This is a genomic window from Stenotrophomonas sp. INTA L402-1 (genome assembly GCF_059295135.1).
Genome location: NZ_JCAFWP010000002.1, coordinates 79,175 through 96,701, shown reverse-complemented (window position 1 = coordinate 96,701; position 17,527 = coordinate 79,175). Strand labels below are relative to the sequence as shown.

Below are 17,527 nucleotides of genomic sequence, written 5' to 3'. Positions count from 1 at the left end.
CTGTACGGAATAAGAAGACGTGTCGAACTGGCCTCTACTCAGTGTCCTCATCTGGCTGCCGATCATCGGTGGCGCCCTGATCCTTGCGATCCGTGATGCGCAGACCGCCCGCTGGGCGTCGCTGGGCGTAGCGGTGCTGACGTTCGTGGCGAGCCTCTCGCTGCTGAGCGGCTACAACGCGGGCATCGACGGTCTGCAGTTCGTCGAGACCCATGCCTGGATCCCGGCGTACAAGATCGGCTACAACCTGGGCGTGGACGGCATCGCCGTGGCGCTGATCCTGCTGACCACCCTGGTCAGCGTGCTTGCCCTGATCGGCGCCTGGAGCGCCATCGACAAGCGCGTCAACCAGTACGTGGCCGCCTTCCTGATCCTGGAAGGCGTCACGGTCGGTATCTTCTCGGCCACGGACGCGATGCTGTTCTACGTGTTCTTCGAGGCGATGCTGATCCCGATGTTCCTGATCATCGGTGTCTGGGGTGGTCCGCGTCGCATCTACGCCGCGCTGAAGTTCTTCCTGTACACCTTCCTCGGCTCGGTGCTGATGCTGGTGGCGCTGATCTACCTGTACATGAAGGGGGGCAGCTTCCAGCTGGCCGACCTGTACGCGCTGCCGCTGTCGGCCAAGGAACAGACCTGGATCTTCTTCGCCTTCCTGATCGCCTTCGCGGTCAAGGTGCCGATGTTCCCGGTCCACACCTGGCTGCCGGATGCCCACGTGGAAGCGCCGACCGCCGGTTCGGTGATCCTGGCCGCCATCGCCCTGAAGATCGGTGGCTACGGCTTCCTGCGCTTCAACCTGCCGATCGTCCCGGACGCGTCGCAGGAATGGGCGTGGCTGGTGATCGCGCTGTCGCTGATCGCGGTGATCTACGTCGGCCTCGTCGCCCTGGTGCAGGACGACATGAAGAAGCTGATCGCCTATTCGTCGATCGCGCACATGGGCTTCGTCACCCTGGGCACCTTCATCGCGTTGTGGCTGGTGCGTGAAGCCGGCAACGCCGATGCCGCACGCCTGGGCCTGCAGGGCGCCATGGTGCAGATGATCTCGCACGGCTTCGTGTCCGGTGCGATGTTCTCCAGCGTGGGCGTGCTGTACGACCGCATGCACAGCCGCCGCATCGCCGATTACGGCGGCGTGGTCAACGTGATGCCCTGGTTTGCGACCTTCGCCATGCTGTTCTTCATGGCCAATGCAGGCCTGCCGGGCACCAGCGGTTTCGTCGGCGAGTTCATGGTCATCCTCGCGGCCTTCCAGCGTAATCCGTGGATCGCGCTGGGCGCGGCCACCACCCTGATCATCGGCGCCGCCTACACCCTGTGGCTGTACAAGCGCATCTTCTTCGGTGAAGTGGCCAACAGCCACGTTGCCGAACTGAAGGACATCAACGGTCGCGAATGGCTGGTGCTGGGCGTGTTCGCCATCGGCGTGCTGGCCCTGGGCATCTACCCCAAGCCGCTGACCGACCTGATGGAGCCCTCGATCGCGAAGCTGGCGATGCAGATCGCATCCAGCAAGCTGCTGTAATTCCAGGATTTGATGATGACCACCTCGCCGCTGCTGCCATTGACCGCCGCTGACCTGCCACCGCTCGCTCCCGAGTTGGTGCTGATCGGCAGCGCCTTCGCCCTGATGATCCTCGACCTGTTCGTCAGCAACCGGAACAAGATCGTCACCCACCTGTTCTCGCTCGCTGCGCTGGCCGTGGTGCTGTTCATGCTGGCCACCGGCGTGGGCGGGCAGGGGGAGGTCTTCCATGGCATGTTCGTGCGTGATACCGCCGCGGACGTGATGAAGACCGGGATCGTGCTGCTCAGCGGCCTGACCCTGGTCTACGGCTGGCGCTACCTGCGCGACCGCAACCTGTTCCAGGGCGAGATCCCGGTGCTGATCCTGTTCGGCACCGCCGGCATGATGATACTGGTCTCGGCGGGCAGCCTGCTGATGGTCTACCTGGGCCTGGAACTGCTGGCGCTGTGCTCCTACGCGCTGGTTGCCAGCAACCGTGAGAACGGCCTGGCCTCGGAAGCGGCGATGAAGTACATCGTGCTGGGTTCGCTGGCTTCTGGCCTGCTGCTGTACGGCATGTCGCTGATCTACGGCGCCACCGGCAGCCTCCACCTGGACGTCATCCGCGAGGCCATCCCGCACTCGGAAGAGCGCGTGCTGCTGATCACCGGTGCGGTCTTCATGATCGCCGGCGTCGCCTTCAAGCTGGGTGCCGCGCCGTTCCACATGTGGCTGCCGGACGTGTACCAGGGCGCCCCGGCACCGATCGCGCTGTTCATCAGCTCGGCGCCGAAGCTGGCCGCCTTCGGCATGGCCTACCGCCTGCTGGAAATGGGCGTGGGCCCGCTGTCGACCGAACTGCAGCTGCTGATCGCCGGCCTGGCGGCGGTCTCGCTGGTCATCGGCAACCTGATGGCCATCGCGCAGAGCAACCTCAAGCGCATGCTGGCGTTCTCCACCGTCTCGCACATCGGCTTCCTGCTGATGGGCATTGCCGGTGGCGGCTCGCAGGGCTATGCCGCCGCATTGTTCTACGCACTGGCCTACGCCATCATGTCGACCGCCGCCTTCGGCGCGATCATCGCGCTGTCGCGTGCCGGCTTCGAAGCCGAGAACATCGAAGACTTCAAGGGCCTCAATGCCCGCAACCCGTGGATGGCCGGCCTGGTGCTGTGCATCATGGCGTCGCTGGCCGGCATCCCGCCGTTCCTGGGCTTCTGGACCAAGCTGGCGGTGCTGGGCGCGGCCGTCAACGGTGGCCTGCTGTGGCTGGCCATCCTCGGCGTGCTGTGTGCCGTGGTCGGCTGCTTCTACTACCTGCGCGTCATCAAGGTCATGTACTTCGATGAGCCGGTGGGCGAGGCCATGCCGCGCAGCAACGACCGCGTGCTGGGCCTGGTCCTGGGCGTGAACGCGCTGGCGCTGCTGGCGCTGGGCCTGGCATGGAACCCGATCATGGTCTGGTGCCAGCAGGCATTTGCGCATCTTGCATAAAAGTTGACACAAAGCTGCGCGATTCGTGTAATATGCGCAGCCTGAGTTGTCACTGCAGCGGTTCAGCCAGAACATCGTTGCGGTAGCCCTCCTCGAAAGAGCAGGGCAGCAGTTCAAACACTTCCGGTGCGGGGTGGAGCAGTCTGGCAGCTCGTCGGGCTCATAACCCGAAGGTCGCAGGTTCAAATCCTGCCCCCGCTACCAACTTCATATCGGCGCCAACCGATTTGATGAATGAGGGAAGGCTTGCATGTTTTGAAGCATTCACTCATAATTCCGCTTCTGATGCGGGGTGGAGCAGTCTGGCAGCTCGTCGGGCTCATAACCCGAAGGTCGCAGGTTCAAATCCTGCCCCCGCTACCAAGTAAAGAGATCGCCTTCGAAGTCCTGCTTCGAAGGCGTTTTTCTTTGCGGCTCTGGTTGATCCGCCGGGGCATGCCCGGCGAGCGAAGCGGCCGGTTTCAGGCGGGTCCAAGCCTTGCACCAGCGCGGTGCAGTCGCTATCATCAGCGGCCTAGCAATACCCCTGAAGGCGGCCTCCCAGCGGGAGTCCGGACCCGGAAGGAGGGCCGCAACCGGCAGGCACTGCAGGTTGCAACCGGAATCCAGTCACCGGAGTCTTTCCGGAAAAGGGGCCCAGCGGGCCCTTTGTCGTTTCCGGGGCGTCATGTTTCCATGCCGGCCAAGGCCGGCACCCAACCAAGAGATCAAGGCAGGCTGTGAGCGACAAGGCAACCGACATCGCGAATCTGCTCGCCCCGACCGTTGTGTCGCTGGGCCTGGAGCTGCTGGGCGTTGAGTATCTGCCGGCCCCCGGCGGTGCGACCCTGCGCCTTTACATCGACGTGCCGCTGGCTGAACAGCCCGAGCGCATCATCAATGTCGACGACTGCGAGCGGGTCAGCCGCGAAGTGTCGGCACAGATGGACGTCGAAGACCCGATCAGCGGCAACTACACGCTGGAAGTGTCTTCGCCGGGCGTCGATCGTCCGCTGTTCAACCTGGAGCAGTTCGGCCGTCACCTCGGCGAAATGGCCAAGGTCACGCTGAAGCTGCCGCAGGACAACCGTCGCCGCCTGCAGGGCCGCATCGAAGCCATCGACGAGACCGCAGGTGCCATCACCTTCATCGTCGACAAGGCCGAAGTGGTCGTGTCGGCCGACAACATCGACAAGGCACGGATCATGCCCGACTGGGTGGCGCTGGGGCTGGCCCCGAGCAAGCCGACCGGTCCGGCACCGAAGCGTCCGAAGCCGAACACGAATTCTTCTTCCAACGAGCCGGCGGCAAAGAAGCCGCGCGCGGAGTGAGCCAATGAGCAAGGAACTGTTGCTGGTAGTCGACGCGGTCGCCAACGAGAAGGGCGTGCCGCGTGAAGTGATCTTCGATGCCATCGAGGCCGCCCTGGCCTCGGCAGCGAAGAAGCGCTATCCCGACGAGGAAGTGCTGACCCGCGTGGTCATCGACCACAAGGATGGCAGCTACGAAACCTTCCGTCGCTGGGAAGTGGTGGCCGATGACGTGGTCATGGAATCGCCGGACCGCCAGATCCGCCTGATGGACGCCGTCGATGAAGCCGAAGGCGTGGACGTCGGCGACTACATCGAAGAGCAGATCGAGAACCCGGACTTCGGCCGCATTGCCGCCCAGGCCGCCAAGCAGGTCATCGTCCAGCGCGTGCGCGAAGCCGAGCGCCAGCAGGTCGTGGATGCATGGAAGGATCGCGTGGGTGAGCTGATCACCGGTGTGGTCAAGCGCGCCGAGCGCGGCAACATCTATGTCGACCTCGGTGGCAACGCCGAAGGCTTCATCCCGAAGGACAAGGGCATTCCGCGCGACGTGCTGCGCGCCGGTGACCGCGTGCGCGGCTACCTGGCCGAAGTCCGTTCGGAACCGCGTGGCCCGCAGCTGTTCATCAGCCGCGCCGCCCCGGAATTCATGATCGAGCTGTTCAAGCTGGAAGTGCCGGAAGTCGGCCAGGGCCTGGTGGAAATCAAGGCCTGCGCCCGCGATCCGGGCGACCGCGCCAAGATCGCCGTGCTCGCCCACGACCAGCGCACCGATCCGATCGGTGCCTGCATCGGCATGCGCGGTTCGCGCGTGCAGGCCGTGTCCAACGAGCTCAATGGCGAGCGCGTGGACATCGTGCTGTGGAACGACAACCCGGCCAACTTCGTCATCAACGCGATGGCGCCGGCCGAAGTGCAGTCGATCATCGTCGATGAAGACAAGCACTCGATGGACCTGGCTGTCGCGGAAGACCGCCTGGCCCAGGCGATCGGCAAGGGCGGCCAGAACGTGCGCCTGGCCAGCCGCCTGACCGGCTGGCAGCTCAACGTGATGACCCAGGACCAGGTCACCGCCAAGTCGGAGGCCGAGCAGGCTTCGGCCCGCCAGCTGTTCATGGACAAGCTGGAAGTGGACGAGGAAATCGCCGGCATCCTGGTCAGCGAAGGCTTCGGCACCGTCGAGGAAATCGCATATGTCCCGGTCGGCGAACTGCTGGCCGTGGAAGGTTTCGACGAAGACATCGTCGAAGAGCTGCGCGCTCGTGCCCGCGATGCGCTGCTCAATGAGGCCCTGGCAGTCGAGGAAGGCCTTGAAGACGGCCAGCCGGCGCAGGACCTGCTGTCCCTGAAGGGCATGGACGAAGCCACCGCGTATGCGCTGGCCGGCCACGGCGTGCGTACCAGTGAGGATCTGTCCGACCTGGCCGCCGACGAGGTCATGGACTTCGGCATCGAAGGGCTGGATCAGGCGCGCGCCGCTGCGCTGATCCTGGCCGCACGTGCCGAGGAGATCGCCCGACTGGAACGCGGCGAATGAGCCGGCAATGAACAGGGCCCTGAGCCGCTCAGGGCGTAGAATCCGCGCCACCTCCAGATGCGGGGGGGCGCCCACAAGATCATAGGATCCGAATGTCGCAGCAAACCACCATCCGCAAGCTTGCCGAACTGGTCAACACGCCGGTCGAAAAACTGCTGGAACAGCTGGCCGGTGCCGGCATGAAGTTCAGCGGTCCCGACCAGGTCGTGACCAGCACCGAGAAGGTGAAGCTCCTGGGCTTCCTTCGTCGTTCGCACGGCAAGCCCGAGCAGGCCCCGGAAGAAACTGATCAGTCTGCAAAGAAGATCACGCTCAACCGCCGGAAACAGCAGGAAGTGACGGTCAGTTCCGGTCGCAGCAAGACGACCGTGAATGTCGAGGTGCGCCAGAAGCGTACCTACGTCAAGGATGGTGCTCGCGCCATGACCCCGGACGAAGAGCGCGCCGACATCCTGCGCAAGCTGGAAGAGTCGCGTGCGCGCAACCTTGCCGAACAGCAGGCCCTGGCCGAGAAGGATCGTCTGCGCGACGAAGCCATCGTCCGTGCCCGTGAGGAAGAGGTTGCGGCCAAGGAACGCGCAGAGGCCGAGAAGAAGGCCGCCGAGGAAGCTGCGGCCGCCGCCAAGGCTGCCGAGGCGCTGGCTGCCAGCAAGCCCAAGCGCGCTCCGATCGATGAAACCGCGCCGCGCCCGCCGCGTGCTCCGGCCGCCGCTCCGGCTGCGCCGCGCAGCGCTCCGCCGCCGCCGCGCAACGACGACCGCAACAACCGCAGCGCGCCGCGCAACGAGCGTGGCCCGGGCGACCGTTTCGCCGGCCAGATGCACCTGTCGGCTGCCGACCGCGCGCGTCGTGGCAACAGCAACAACAGCAACACCCGTGGTCGTCCGGGCGGGCGTAACCAGGCCGGTGGCCGTCGCGACATGTCGCGCGGTGGCAACAATGCAGGTCCGCACGCCTTCGAGCGTCCGACCGCGCCGGTGGTGCGTGAAGTGGCGATCGGCGACACGATCACCGTGGCCGACCTGGCGCAGAAGCTCGCGCTGAAGGGCGGTGAGGTGGTCAAGGCGCTGTTCAAGATGGGCGTGATGGCCACCATCACCCAGTCCATCGACCATGACACCGCCGCGCTGGTGACCGAAGAACTCGGCCACAAGGCGATCCGTGCCAACGACAACGACGCCGAAGACGCACTGCTGGCCTCGACCGGTGAAAACCAGGGCGAAGCCACCCAGCGTCCGCCGGTGGTCACCATCATGGGCCACGTCGACCACGGCAAGACCTCGCTGCTGGATTACATCCGCCGCACCAAGGTCGCCACCGGCGAAGCCGGCGGCATCACCCAGCACATCGGTGCCTACCACGTGGATACGCCGAAGGGCGTGATCAGCTTCCTGGATACCCCGGGCCACGCGGCATTCACCTCGATGCGTGCGCGCGGCGCCAAGCTGACCGACATCGTGGTGCTGGTCGTGGCCGCCGATGACGGCGTCATGCCGCAGACCAAGGAAGCGATCCAGCACGCCCGTTCGGCGGGTGTGCCGCTGATCGTGGCGATCAACAAGATCGACAAGTCCGACGCCGACCCGATGCGGGTCAAGAACGAACTGCTGTCCGAGCAGGTCGTGGCCGAAGACTTCGGTGGTGACACCCAGATGGTGGAGATCTCGGCCAAGACCGGCCTGGGCATCGACGACCTGCTGGACGCCATCTCGATCCAGGCCGAACTGCTGGAACTGAAGGCCGTCGACGAAGGCCGCGCTTCGGGCGTGGTGATCGAATCGTCGCTGGACAAGGGCCGTGGCCCGGTCGCCACCGTGCTGGTGCAGCAGGGCCGCCTGAAGAAGGGCGACTACCTGGTGTGCGGCATCCAGTACGGCCGCGTGCGTGCGCTGTTCGACGAAACCGGCAAGCAGCCGGAGTTCGCCGGCCCGTCCATCCCGGTGCAGGTCCTGGGCCTGTCCGGCGTGCCGGAAGCGGGTGATGACTTCGTGGTCGTCGAGGACGAGCGCCTGGCCAAGGACGTTGCCCAGCAGCGTGAGACCAAGCGCCGTGAATCGCGCCTGGTCGCCACCGCCGGCAGCCGCATGGAAGACATCATGGCGACCCTGGGCAAGGGCGAGGGCCAGCAGGTCCTCAACCTGGTCATCAAGGCCGACGTGCAGGGTTCGGTGCAGGCCCTGAGCCAGGCACTGGTCGCGCTGTCCAACGAAGACATCCGCATCAACGTGATCCACTCCGGCGTGGGCGGCATCACCGAATCGGACGCCAACTCGGCCGCCGCTTCGAAGGCCACCGTCATCGGCTTCAACGTGCGTGCGGATGCTTCGGCCCGTCGCATCATCGAATCCAACGGCGTCGATCTGCGTTACTTCTCGATCATCTATGACGTGATCGATCAGGTGAAGCAGGTGGCTTCCGGTCTGCTGGGCGTGGAGATCCGCGAAGAGATCATCGGTATCGCCGAGGTCCGCGACGTCTTCCGCAGCTCCAAGCTGGGCGCGGTGGCCGGCTCGATGGTCATCGAGGGCGTGGTCAAGCGCAACAAGCCGATCCGCGTGCTGCGCGACAGCGTGGTGATCTTCGAGGGCGAGCTGGAATCGCTGCGTCGCTTCAAGGAGAACGTCGAGGAAGTCCGCAACGGTACCGAATGCGGTATCGCGGTGAAGGCCTACAACGACGTCAAGCCGGGTGACCAGATCGAGTGCTTCGAGCGTATCGAAGTGCCGCGCACCCTGTAATGTGGTGTGGCCCGACCAACGGTCGGGCCCTACCATGATGTAGAACCCGACCAACGGTCGGGTACCATGTAGTAGCGCCCGACCGTTGGTCGGGCGACCATTGAATCAAGAGTAGTGCCCGACCGTTGGTCGGGCGACAACTGAACCAAGAGCTCCTCGTGCCCAAGACTTTCCATCGAACCGACCGTGTCTCCGCCCAGCTGCGCCGTGAACTCGGCACCCTGGTGCACAACGCCGTGCGCGAGCACGGGTTGCCCTCGGTGAGCGTGTCCGACGTGGAAATCACCCGCGACATGGCCCATGCCAAGGTATTTGTCACCGCGCTGATGCCGGAACGTTCGGCTGAAGCCGTGGCCGGCCTGAAGGAGCTGGGCTACCGCCTGCGCATGGACCTGGCCCGTGCGATGAAGCTGCGCCACGTGCCGGAGCTGCATTTCCACTACGACGACTCGGTCGACCGTGGTGAGCACATCGACAACATCCTGCGCGATCTGCCTGATACGTTGGCCGCTGAGAAGCGTCGCGAGAGCGACGAAGAATAACCGCGCGACGCCGGGCATGCCCGGCGTTGTTGCATTCCGGCTGCGCGATGTCTGATGCAGACCGCGCTGCAGCAGTCGAGCATGGCTCGACTCTACAAAATCCTGTCATGACCCGAATTCAGTTCCGCCGCCTGGATGGCATCCTGCTGCTCGACAAGTCGACCGGCATGAGCTCCAACGCCGCCCTGCAGGTGGCCCGTCGCCTGTTCCGTGCCGAAAAGGGTGGCCATACCGGCAGCCTCGATCCGCTGGCCACCGGCCTGCTGCCGCTGTGCTTCGGCGAGGCGACCAAGATTGCCGGACTGTTGCTCGGCTCGGCCAAGGCCTACGACGCCGAGATCATGCTGGGCCAGACCACCGACACCGATGACTCCGAAGGCCAGGTGTTGCTGCAGCGCGCGGTGCCGGCGATCAGTGCCGAGGCCCTGCAGGCGGCGCTGGTGCCGCTGACCGGCAGCATCCGCCAGCGTGCCCCGATCTATTCGGCGCTGAAGCAGGGTGGGGAGCCGCTGTATGTGAAGGCCCGCCGCGGTGACGTCATCGAAGCGCCGGAACGTGAGGTGCAGGTGCATGCCATCGAGGTACTGGAGCAGCAGCCGGAACGGCTGCGGCTGCGCGTGACCTGTGGTTCCGGCACCTATATCCGCAGCCTGGCCCGCGACCTGGGCGAGGCGCTGGGCTGCGGCGCCCACATCAGCGCGCTGCGCCGGCTGTGGGTCGAGCCGTTCCGCGAGCCTGCCATGGTCACGCTGGATCAACTGCGGGCGATGGTCGAGGCGGGCGACGAGGCCGGCATGGACGCACTGCTGCTGCCGCTGGCGGCCGGCTTGGCTGAATACCCGCGGGTCGACCTCGATGCCGACCAGGCCCACCGCTTCTGCGTCGGCCAGCGCCAGCGCGACCTGTCCTGGCCGCATGGCCTGGTGGCCGTGTTTGGCCCGGACGATGCTGTCCAGGGCCTGGGCCAGGTCGATGACAGTGGCCTGCTGGCCCCGCAGCGTCGTTTCAACCTCTGACCTGGGCCGGGCGGTTCAGCCCCGGTCCTTGTCCCGGAAGCCCCCGACCGTTACAATTTCGCGGCCGTTTTCCGGCAGCCTGCCTCGCGCAGGTTTCATCCTCGTAGTCCACGGCGAGCCTGGCGGTGCGCGAAGCGCGTTCCTGCCGGCCACGCATCACAGAGAAAAAAGAAATGTCGATCGACACCCAGAAGGTCATTGAAGACAACAAGCGCAGCTCGGCTGACACCGGCTCCCCGGAAGTCCAGGTTGCACTGCTGACCGCCCGCATCGAACTGCTGACCGGCCACTTCAAGACCCACAAGAAGGACCACCACAGCCGCCGCGGCCTGCTGCAGATGGTCAACCGCCGTCGCAGCCTGCTCGACTACCTGAAGAAGAAGGACGTCGAGCGTTACAAGGCCCTGATCGAGAAGCTTGGCCTGCGTCGCTAAGCAACGAATCCCCCGCGGCGCAGCGATGCGCCGCGGTTTTGTTTTGTAGCACCGCAATCCCCGATTCAGGCCGGAACGATCCGGCCACCCGCTGGCGGCAAGGGTCGCCGACGGTCCAAATTCGCAGACAGCATCCCCAAGGACACCCTCCGTGGCAAAAATCACCAAAACCTTCCAGTACGGCAAGCACACCGTCACGCTCGAGACCGGCGAAGTCGCCCGTCAGGCCAGCGGTGCCGTCATCGTCAAGATGGACGACACCGTACTGCTGGTCACCGCCGTCGCCGCCAAGAGCGCGCGCGAAGGCCAGGACTTCTTCCCGCTGACCGTCGATTATCAGGAAAAGTTCTACGCCGGCGGCCGTATCCCGGGTGGTTTCTTCAAGCGTGAGGGCCGTGCGACCGAGAAGGAAACCCTGATCTCGCGTCTGATCGACCGTCCGATCCGTCCGCTGTTCCCGGAAGACTACAAGAACGAAGTGCAGATCATCGCCACGGTCATGTCGTTGAACCCGGACGTGGACGGCGACATCCCGGCCCTGATCGGCGCCTCGGCTGCACTGGCCCTGGCCGGCACCCCGTTCATGGGTCCGATCGGCGCTGCCAAGGTCGGTTACAAGAACGGCGAGTACATCCTGAACCCGACCGTCAGCGAACTGGCTGACTCGCAGCTGGAACTGGTCGTCGCCGGTACCTCCAACGCTGTGCTGATGGTCGAATCCGAAGCCGCGCTGCTGTCCGAAGAAGTGATGCTGGGCGCCGTGACCTTCGGTCACCGCGAAATGCAGAAGGTCATCAACGCGATCAACGAGCTGACCGTCGAAGCCGGCACCAAGCCGTCGACCTGGGAAGCTCCGGCCAAGAACGACGCGCTGATCTCCGCCCTGAAGGAAGCCATCGGCCCGCGCCTGGGCGAAGCCTTCCAGGTGCGCGACAAGCTGCAGCGCCGCGACGCCATTTCGGCGATCAAGAAGGACGTGGTCGAAACCCTGGCTGGCCGCGTGGCCGCTGAAGGCTGGAACCCGGCCGAGCTGTCGAAGGAATTCGGCGAGCTGGAATACCGCACCATGCGTGACTCGGTGCTGGACACCAAGGTCCGTATCGACGGCCGTGCGCTGGACACCGTCCGCCCGATCGCCGTGAAGACCGGCGTGCTGCCGCGTACCCACGGTTCCTCGCTGTTCACCCGCGGCGAAACCCAGGCCATCGTGACCATCACCCTGGGCACCGCCCGTGATGGCCAGGTCATCGATGCCGTTGCCGGTGAGTACAAGGAAAACTTCCTGTTCCACTACAACTTCCCTCCGTTCTCGGTGGGTGAGTGCGGCCGCATGATGGGCCCGAAGCGCCGCGAAATCGGCCACGGTCGCCTGGCCAAGCGCGGCGTGCTGGCTGTCATGCCGTCGCTGGAAGCCTTCCCGTACACCATCCGCGTCGTCTCGGAAATCACCGAGTCGAACGGTTCCTCGTCGATGGCATCGGTCTGCGGTTCGTCGCTGGCCCTGATGGACGCCGGCGTGCCGGTGAAGGCGCCGGTTGCCGGTATCGCCATGGGTCTGGTCAAGGAAGGCGAGCGTTTCGTCGTCCTGTCCGACATCCTGGGTGACGAAGATCACCTGGGCGACATGGACTTCAAGGTGGCCGGTACCGCTGAGGGCATCTCCGCCCTGCAGATGGACATCAAGATCGAAGGCATCACCGAAGAGATCATGAAGCAGGCTCTGCAGCAGGCCAAGGCTGGCCGTCTGCACATCCTGGGCGAAATGGCCCACGGCCTGACCGCTCCGCGTGAAGAGCTGTCGGACTACGCGCCGCGCCTGCTGACCATCAAGATCCACCCGGACAAGATCCGCGAAGTGATCGGCAAGGGTGGCTCGACCATCCAGGCCATCACCAAGGAAACCGGCACCCAGATCGACATCCAGGACGACGGCACCATCGTCATCGCTTCGGTCAACGCCATCGCTGCCCAGGCCGCCAAGGCCCGCATCGAGCAGATCACCTCGGACGTCGAGCCGGGCCGCATCTACGAAGGCAAGGTCGCCAAGATCATGGACTTCGGTGCGTTCGTCACGATCCTGCCGGGCAAGGACGGTCTGGTCCACGTGTCGCAGATCTCCAGCGATCGCGTCGAGAAGGTCGGCGACGTGCTGAAGGAAGGCGATGTGGTCAAGGTCAAGGTGCTGGAAGTCGACAAGCAGGGCCGTATCCGCCTGTCGATGAAGGCCGTTGAAGAAGGCGAAGCCGCCAGCGCCGAATAATCGGCGGTGGGTGTCAACCTTGGTTGACACGCTCCTGGAATCGCTGAAATGAAAAAGCGGGCTTCGGCCCGCTTTTTCTTTGCCTGGAATCCTGTGGATGAGGACCGTTGGTCCTTGCACTTACGCGTCTTCTTCGTCCTCACCCAGCCACCAGACCTGGCCTGGCTCCGGGTCGCTCATCGGGTGCTCGCGCTGTTCGATGGCCTCCAGCACCCGGCCGGGGGCTGCAGCGACCCACACCGCCATGAGCTTTTCCACCGCAGCCCGGCCCTGTGCGGCCACGCCGAGGTCACGTTCGCGTCTCCATTGGTCTTCATCTGGCGCCTCGTCACCATGCTGGTGCGGCGTGCCGTAGCTGCAGCGGCGGCACAGCCGGCGCACGGTAGCCGTCCAGTCCTCGACCATGCCGATGCCGGGCAGGGTGATTGCCTCCAGCGCAGCGATGTCATCGGCCGAATCGCACTGCACGAACACGGTGAAGGTCGCCATGTCCGATGCCTGCAGGCGCTGCATTGCATTGAACACCGGCACCTCGTGTTCGCTGTACGTACGGCGGCCGGTCGAGGCGCCGTCGTGCAGCACGATGTCGCCGAAGCGGAAGCCGCTTTCGGGCAGCGGTACGTTGTCGATGCGTGCACGCACCGGATCAATGCGGCTCATGTACACCACCTCGGCGTCGGACCATGGCGCCAGGCGCACGCAGGCCACGCCGAAGTGGCCCTCGATCGGGCCCTCGCCTTCGGGCAGGGTGATGCCACAGCGGGTCCACTGGCGTCGTGCTTCGGCCCAGTCCGCCATGCCGGTGGCGGCGATGCCGGCATTCCAGGCAGTGGCGACATCGAATTCCCCACGCAGCTGCTCCGATTGCAGGTTGTCCTGCAGTGAGGCAGCCCAGTCGCGCAGATACTTGTGCGCCAATCCGCGCATGTAATGCAGGTACGGCACTTCGGGGGCGAGTGCGATCAGCTCGCCGAACAGCGCCACCGCCTGTTGCAGGTCGCCTTCGCGGAAGGCGCCGTAGGCGCGTGCCTCCAGGGCCTGGCATTCGTCGAGGGTTTCGTCGTCCAGCAGGTCGCCGTCGTCGAGATTGTCGTGGTCGGTGCTCATGTCCATGCGCGGTTGAAGGTCCGCGGCTACCTTAGCCGATGCGCGAGCCCGCGAACGCAGCGTCGGCGTGTGTCCTGCTGCAGTGCATGAGGGTCGTTGCATGACTGGCGCGTTGTCGTCATCCGGCGGGATGCACTTGTCCACTGGACGACATGCCACGACAACCGTCCCACAGCCCCATCCGTTTGCTAACGTGGCTGCGCCTTCGAACCGGGAGATCCCATGTTCCGCCAGACCGTGGCTGCCCTTGCCGTGCTGATTGCCGGTGCCTTGCCCATAGCCGTGCATGCGGCACCCGCGCAGCCGCCGATCTTCGGTGCCTACTACCCTGGTGGTTCGGCCGAGCGCTACCCGGTGTCGAGCATTCCGGCCGAGCGCCTCACCCACCTGTTCTACGCGTTCTCCACCATCGAGGACGGGCGCTGCACGATCGGTGCGGAAGCGCCGAAGAATTTCGCGGCGCTGGCCGAGCTGAAGAAGGCGCACCCGCATCTGCGCACGTTGATTTCGATCGGTGGCTGGGGCGCAGGTGGATTCTCCGATGCAGCGCTGACCGAGGGCCGCCGCAAGCGCCTGGTCGACTCATGCATGGCGCTGTTCTTCGATCGTCATGCTGGCAGTTTCGATGGCGTGGACATCGACTGGGAGTTCCCGGTCAGTGGCGGACCGAAGGAGCTGGCACACCGCCCGCAGGACCGCGCCAATCTGACCCGGCTCGCGCAGGCGTTCCGCGTGGCCCTTGATGCGCATGGCCGCAAGGCGGGGCAGCCGATGCTGTTGACCGCCGCACTGGCCGCCGGTCGCCTGCAGACCGATGGCCCCTACGATCCAGCCGCAAGCTATGACCTGCCGGCGCTGGCCAAGGTGTTCGATTTCATCAACCTGATGAGCTACGACATGGGCACCGGCTTCTCGGCGGTGTCGACGTTCAATGCGCCCCTGCATGAAGTGCCGACCGATCCGCTGGCGCCGGAACTGCGGCGCTGGAACAACGTTGCCGGCGCGGTGCAGTACTACCGCGAGCGCGGGGTGCCAGCCCACAAGCTGGTGCTGGGTATGCCGTTCTACGGGCGCGGCTTCAAGGTCACCGGCGATGCGCCGGATGGGCTGTACCAGTCCTACAGTGCACCGGCCGATGCCGGCGATTGGCGGGTGATCAAGGCGCGTTATCTCGACCAGCCGGGCTGGACGAAGCACTGGCAGCCACAGGCGCAGAGCCCGTGGCTGTACAACGCCGAGCAGAAGGTTTTCATCAGCTATGAAGACCCGCGCTCGATCGGCCTGCGTGCGCAGTTCGCCCGTGAGCAGGGCCTGGCCGGCGTCTTCATGTGGGAGCTGACCGGCGACGACGAACAGGCGAGCCTGCTCAACGCCATGCTGGGTCCCTGGCAGAAGGCACGCATCGGCGATTGAACCTCGCCTGGCTGCGCCGGGTCATGCCTGGCGCAATGCCGCAATGTCATCGGCCCGACACCGCACACTACCGCCACGTCCGCAGCGCTACGCTGCGGGCATGATCCATCTCGAACGCCTGGACCACCTGGTCCTCACCGTCGCCGACATCGACCGCAGCTGTGATTTCTACCAGCGCGTGCTCGGCATGCAGGTCGTGCGCTTCGGCGCCGGTCGTACCGCGCTGCAGTTCGGCCAGCAGAAGATCAACCTGCATCCGGCCAGCGCCCCGCTGCAACCGCATGCGCTGCGGCCCATGCCGGGCAGCGCCGATCTGTGCCTGGTCACGCGCACGGCGACGACCGATGTGCTGGCCCACCTGCAGGCGCAGTCCGTTGCAGTGGAGGAGGGGCCGGTGGCACGTACTGGCGCGCTGGGGCTGATCGAATCGGTGTACTTCCGCGACCCGGATGGCAACCTGATCGAAGTGAGTCGTTACCCCGGCGAGGCATGATCCTGCTTGGGTAGCGTCGAGCTTGCTCGACGGAGCTTGGCGCGAAATCAACAGCTGTCGAGCATGCTCGACGCTACAGGGGGCGTTGCGCGTAACGGTCGGTAGCGCCGGGCCATGCCCGGCGACGGCTCAGTTGGCCCAGACGCTGTTGGGGTCGCCGTTGCGGGCGCGGCGTTGGCTGGCCACAGCCAGGCGGGCGAAGCCGAAGGCCATGGCCAGCGCGATGGCATCGACCCAGAACAGCGGCCAGTGGCCACGCGAGGCAGCACGCCACAGCCAGTCACCATTGAGCGCGCCATGCAGGATCGGCACCAGTGCGGTACTGATCGCCGCCGCCCACAGCAGTTCGCGTGCCGCCTGCGCCGGGCGTCGCAGCGCGGCCCACAGCGCACAGGCCGCCCAGCTGCCGAAGCAGGCCCAGCGGATGCCGTGGTCGACCGCGGACGGTGCCAGCCGCTCCAGCACCAGTGCGGTGACGAACGCCACCGAAATCGCAACGCACAGCCCGATGCAGACGCCGACCGTGGCCCGTGCCATGTTCACCCCGGCACGCGGTTGCTGTGGCTGGCGACGCTTGCGCCGCGATTCGATCCACAACAGGTTGCCGGAGTAGAACAGGAAGGCACCGCCAAGGCCGAGCAGGAAGTACAGCCAGACCACCACACCGTTGCCGAACTCGCCGAAGTGCAGGGCATAGGCCGCGCTTAGCGTGGCGTGGTTGGCGTCGCGCTGGCCGGGCAGCTGCGAGGCCAGGACGTTGCCGGTGGCCACGTCCAGTGCCACCGCGCCGAGCGGGCCGAGCGTTCCGGTGGATTCGCCGGTGATCTCGATGGTGGCGTTGGCATCGCCGGCGTTGGCCAGCTTCAGGTAGGCCGGTTCGAAATTGGCCACGCCCTGTGCGCGGGCCACTTCAAGCGCGCGTGCATGCAGCAGGCGCAGGCTGCCAGGCGGTGCCGGGATGCCGCTGGCGTCGCGCACGGGCGCGGTGTCCATTGCGGTCGGCACCGCCTGCAGGGCCTTGCCGTCGTAGATCAACGGGTTGAGCAGGGCCATCTGCACGAACACCAGGCAGAGCAGGGCACCGGTCACCGCGAACATCAGATGGAAGGGCAGGCTGAGCACGCCGATCACGTTGTGCGCGTCCTGCCACAGCTGCTTCAGGTTGCGGCCCGGGCGCAGCGCGAACAGATCGCCGAACAGCTTCGGCAGGTGGATCACCAGGCCGCTGAGCAGGGCCATGCCATACAGCAGGCTGACGATGCCCATCACGTAGATGCCGGCCACCGGCAGGCCGAGGCTGTAATGCAGCTCGTTGACCAGTTCGGCCAGCCCGGTCTGTGGCGGCGTGGTGCTGCCGGCGATCTGTCCCGGCCAGGCGTAGCGCCAGCTGCCGTCATCGGCCTGCCAGTAGGCCAGTGGCTGCGGGTGTTCGGTGCCGGGGAAGGTCATGCCGACGTGGCGGCGCGCTTCCGGATGCGCGGCAAGCACGTCTTCCAGCAGGTACTGCGCGTCGTCCAGGTCGGCGGGGAGTGCGGTGGCTGCACCGGGCGTCTGCCACAGCGGCAGGTCGTGGTGGAACAGGGTCAGCGCACCCGCGTAGAAGGCCACGAACAGGCCGAAGCCGGCAACCAGGCCGACCCAGGTGTGCAGGGTGGTGAACGTGCGCAGCGTCTGCGAACTGAACTTCATGGGAA

The 17,527-nt window shown here is 65.6% G+C and carries 13 protein-coding genes and 2 tRNA genes; 13 read left to right on the top strand and 2 right to left on the bottom strand.

The features are described 5' to 3' along the window. Positions 1 to 19: 19 nt before the first annotated feature. The 11 genes from AC5O77_RS03165 to pnp all read left to right on the top strand — a co-directional run bounded on the left by AC5O77_RS03165 (position 20) and on the right by pnp (position 12,820). Positions 20 to 1,528: an NADH-quinone oxidoreductase subunit M gene (locus AC5O77_RS03165; RefSeq protein WP_032128647.1), complete on the top strand. Its 1,509-nt coding sequence runs from the start codon at positions 20 to 22 to the stop codon at positions 1,526 to 1,528. Between the two features lie 15 nt (positions 1,529 to 1,543). Beyond that, complete coding sequence (gene nuoN / locus AC5O77_RS03160; protein WP_032128648.1) at positions 1,544 to 3,004, top strand: NADH-quinone oxidoreductase subunit NuoN; 1,461 nt, start codon at positions 1,544 to 1,546, stop codon at positions 3,002 to 3,004. Positions 3,005 to 3,131: 127 nt separating this feature from the next. Next, a tRNA-Met gene (locus AC5O77_RS03155) sits at positions 3,132 to 3,208 on the top strand. 82 nt (positions 3,209 to 3,290) lie between these two features. After that, positions 3,291 to 3,367 (top strand) — tRNA-Met (locus tag AC5O77_RS03150). 356 nt (positions 3,368 to 3,723) lie between these two features. Beyond that, positions 3,724 to 4,314: a ribosome maturation factor RimP gene (rimP, locus tag AC5O77_RS03145; RefSeq protein WP_032128649.1), complete on the top strand. Its 591-nt coding sequence runs from the start codon at positions 3,724 to 3,726 to the stop codon at positions 4,312 to 4,314. Between the two features lie 4 nt (positions 4,315 to 4,318). Beyond that, on the top strand, positions 4,319 to 5,830 hold the full coding sequence (gene nusA / locus AC5O77_RS03140) for a transcription termination factor NusA (RefSeq protein WP_005410449.1): 1,512 nt from the start codon (positions 4,319 to 4,321) through the stop codon (positions 5,828 to 5,830). A 92-nt stretch (positions 5,831 to 5,922) separates the two neighbouring features. Next, on the top strand, positions 5,923 to 8,568 hold the full coding sequence (gene infB / locus AC5O77_RS03135; protein WP_032128650.1) for a translation initiation factor IF-2: 2,646 nt from the start codon (positions 5,923 to 5,925) through the stop codon (positions 8,566 to 8,568). Between the two features lie 158 nt (positions 8,569 to 8,726). Continuing rightward, a complete protein-coding gene (gene rbfA / locus AC5O77_RS03130) occupies positions 8,727 to 9,110 on the top strand; it encodes a 30S ribosome-binding factor RbfA (RefSeq protein WP_005410447.1) in 384 nt (127 codons plus the stop codon). A gap of 107 nt (positions 9,111 to 9,217) precedes the next feature. Then, positions 9,218 to 10,126 (top strand): tRNA pseudouridine(55) synthase TruB, encoded by a 909-nt coding sequence (gene truB / locus AC5O77_RS03125; protein WP_478056985.1) that lies wholly within the window; start codon positions 9,218 to 9,220, stop codon positions 10,124 to 10,126. A 173-nt stretch (positions 10,127 to 10,299) separates the two neighbouring features. Continuing rightward, a complete protein-coding gene (gene rpsO / locus AC5O77_RS03120; RefSeq protein WP_005410445.1) occupies positions 10,300 to 10,560 on the top strand; it encodes a 30S ribosomal protein S15 in 261 nt (86 codons plus the stop codon). 151 nt (positions 10,561 to 10,711) lie between these two features. Further along, complete coding sequence (gene pnp, locus AC5O77_RS03115; RefSeq protein ID WP_125427128.1) at positions 10,712 to 12,820, top strand: polyribonucleotide nucleotidyltransferase; 2,109 nt, start codon at positions 10,712 to 10,714, stop codon at positions 12,818 to 12,820. Positions 12,821 to 12,940: 120 nt separating this feature from the next. On the opposite strand, the gene AC5O77_RS03110 is transcribed toward pnp, so the two are convergent. Continuing rightward, complete coding sequence (locus AC5O77_RS03110; protein WP_235202879.1) at positions 12,941 to 13,927, bottom strand: tetratricopeptide repeat protein; 987 nt, start codon at positions 13,925 to 13,927, stop codon at positions 12,941 to 12,943. A gap of 222 nt (positions 13,928 to 14,149) precedes the next feature. On the opposite strand from AC5O77_RS03110, the gene AC5O77_RS03105 reads away from it, so the two are divergent. Both AC5O77_RS03105 and AC5O77_RS03100 read left to right on the top strand, forming a co-directional pair. Next, positions 14,150 to 15,340, top strand: coding sequence for a glycoside hydrolase family 18 protein (locus AC5O77_RS03105; protein ID WP_478056984.1), 1,191 nt, complete (start codon positions 14,150 to 14,152; stop codon positions 15,338 to 15,340). Between the two features lie 100 nt (positions 15,341 to 15,440). Then, positions 15,441 to 15,833 carry a VOC family protein gene (locus AC5O77_RS03100; protein WP_478056983.1) on the top strand — a complete coding sequence of 131 codons (393 nt, stop codon included), beginning with the start codon at positions 15,441 to 15,443 and terminating at the stop codon, positions 15,831 to 15,833. A gap of 129 nt (positions 15,834 to 15,962) precedes the next feature. Here the strand turns inward: AC5O77_RS03100 and AC5O77_RS03095 are convergent, their stop codons facing one another. After that, on the bottom strand, positions 15,963 to 17,522 hold the full coding sequence (locus AC5O77_RS03095; protein WP_478056982.1) for a PepSY-associated TM helix domain-containing protein: 1,560 nt from the start codon (positions 17,520 to 17,522) through the stop codon (positions 15,963 to 15,965). Between the last annotated feature and the right edge of the window lie 5 nt (positions 17,523 to 17,527).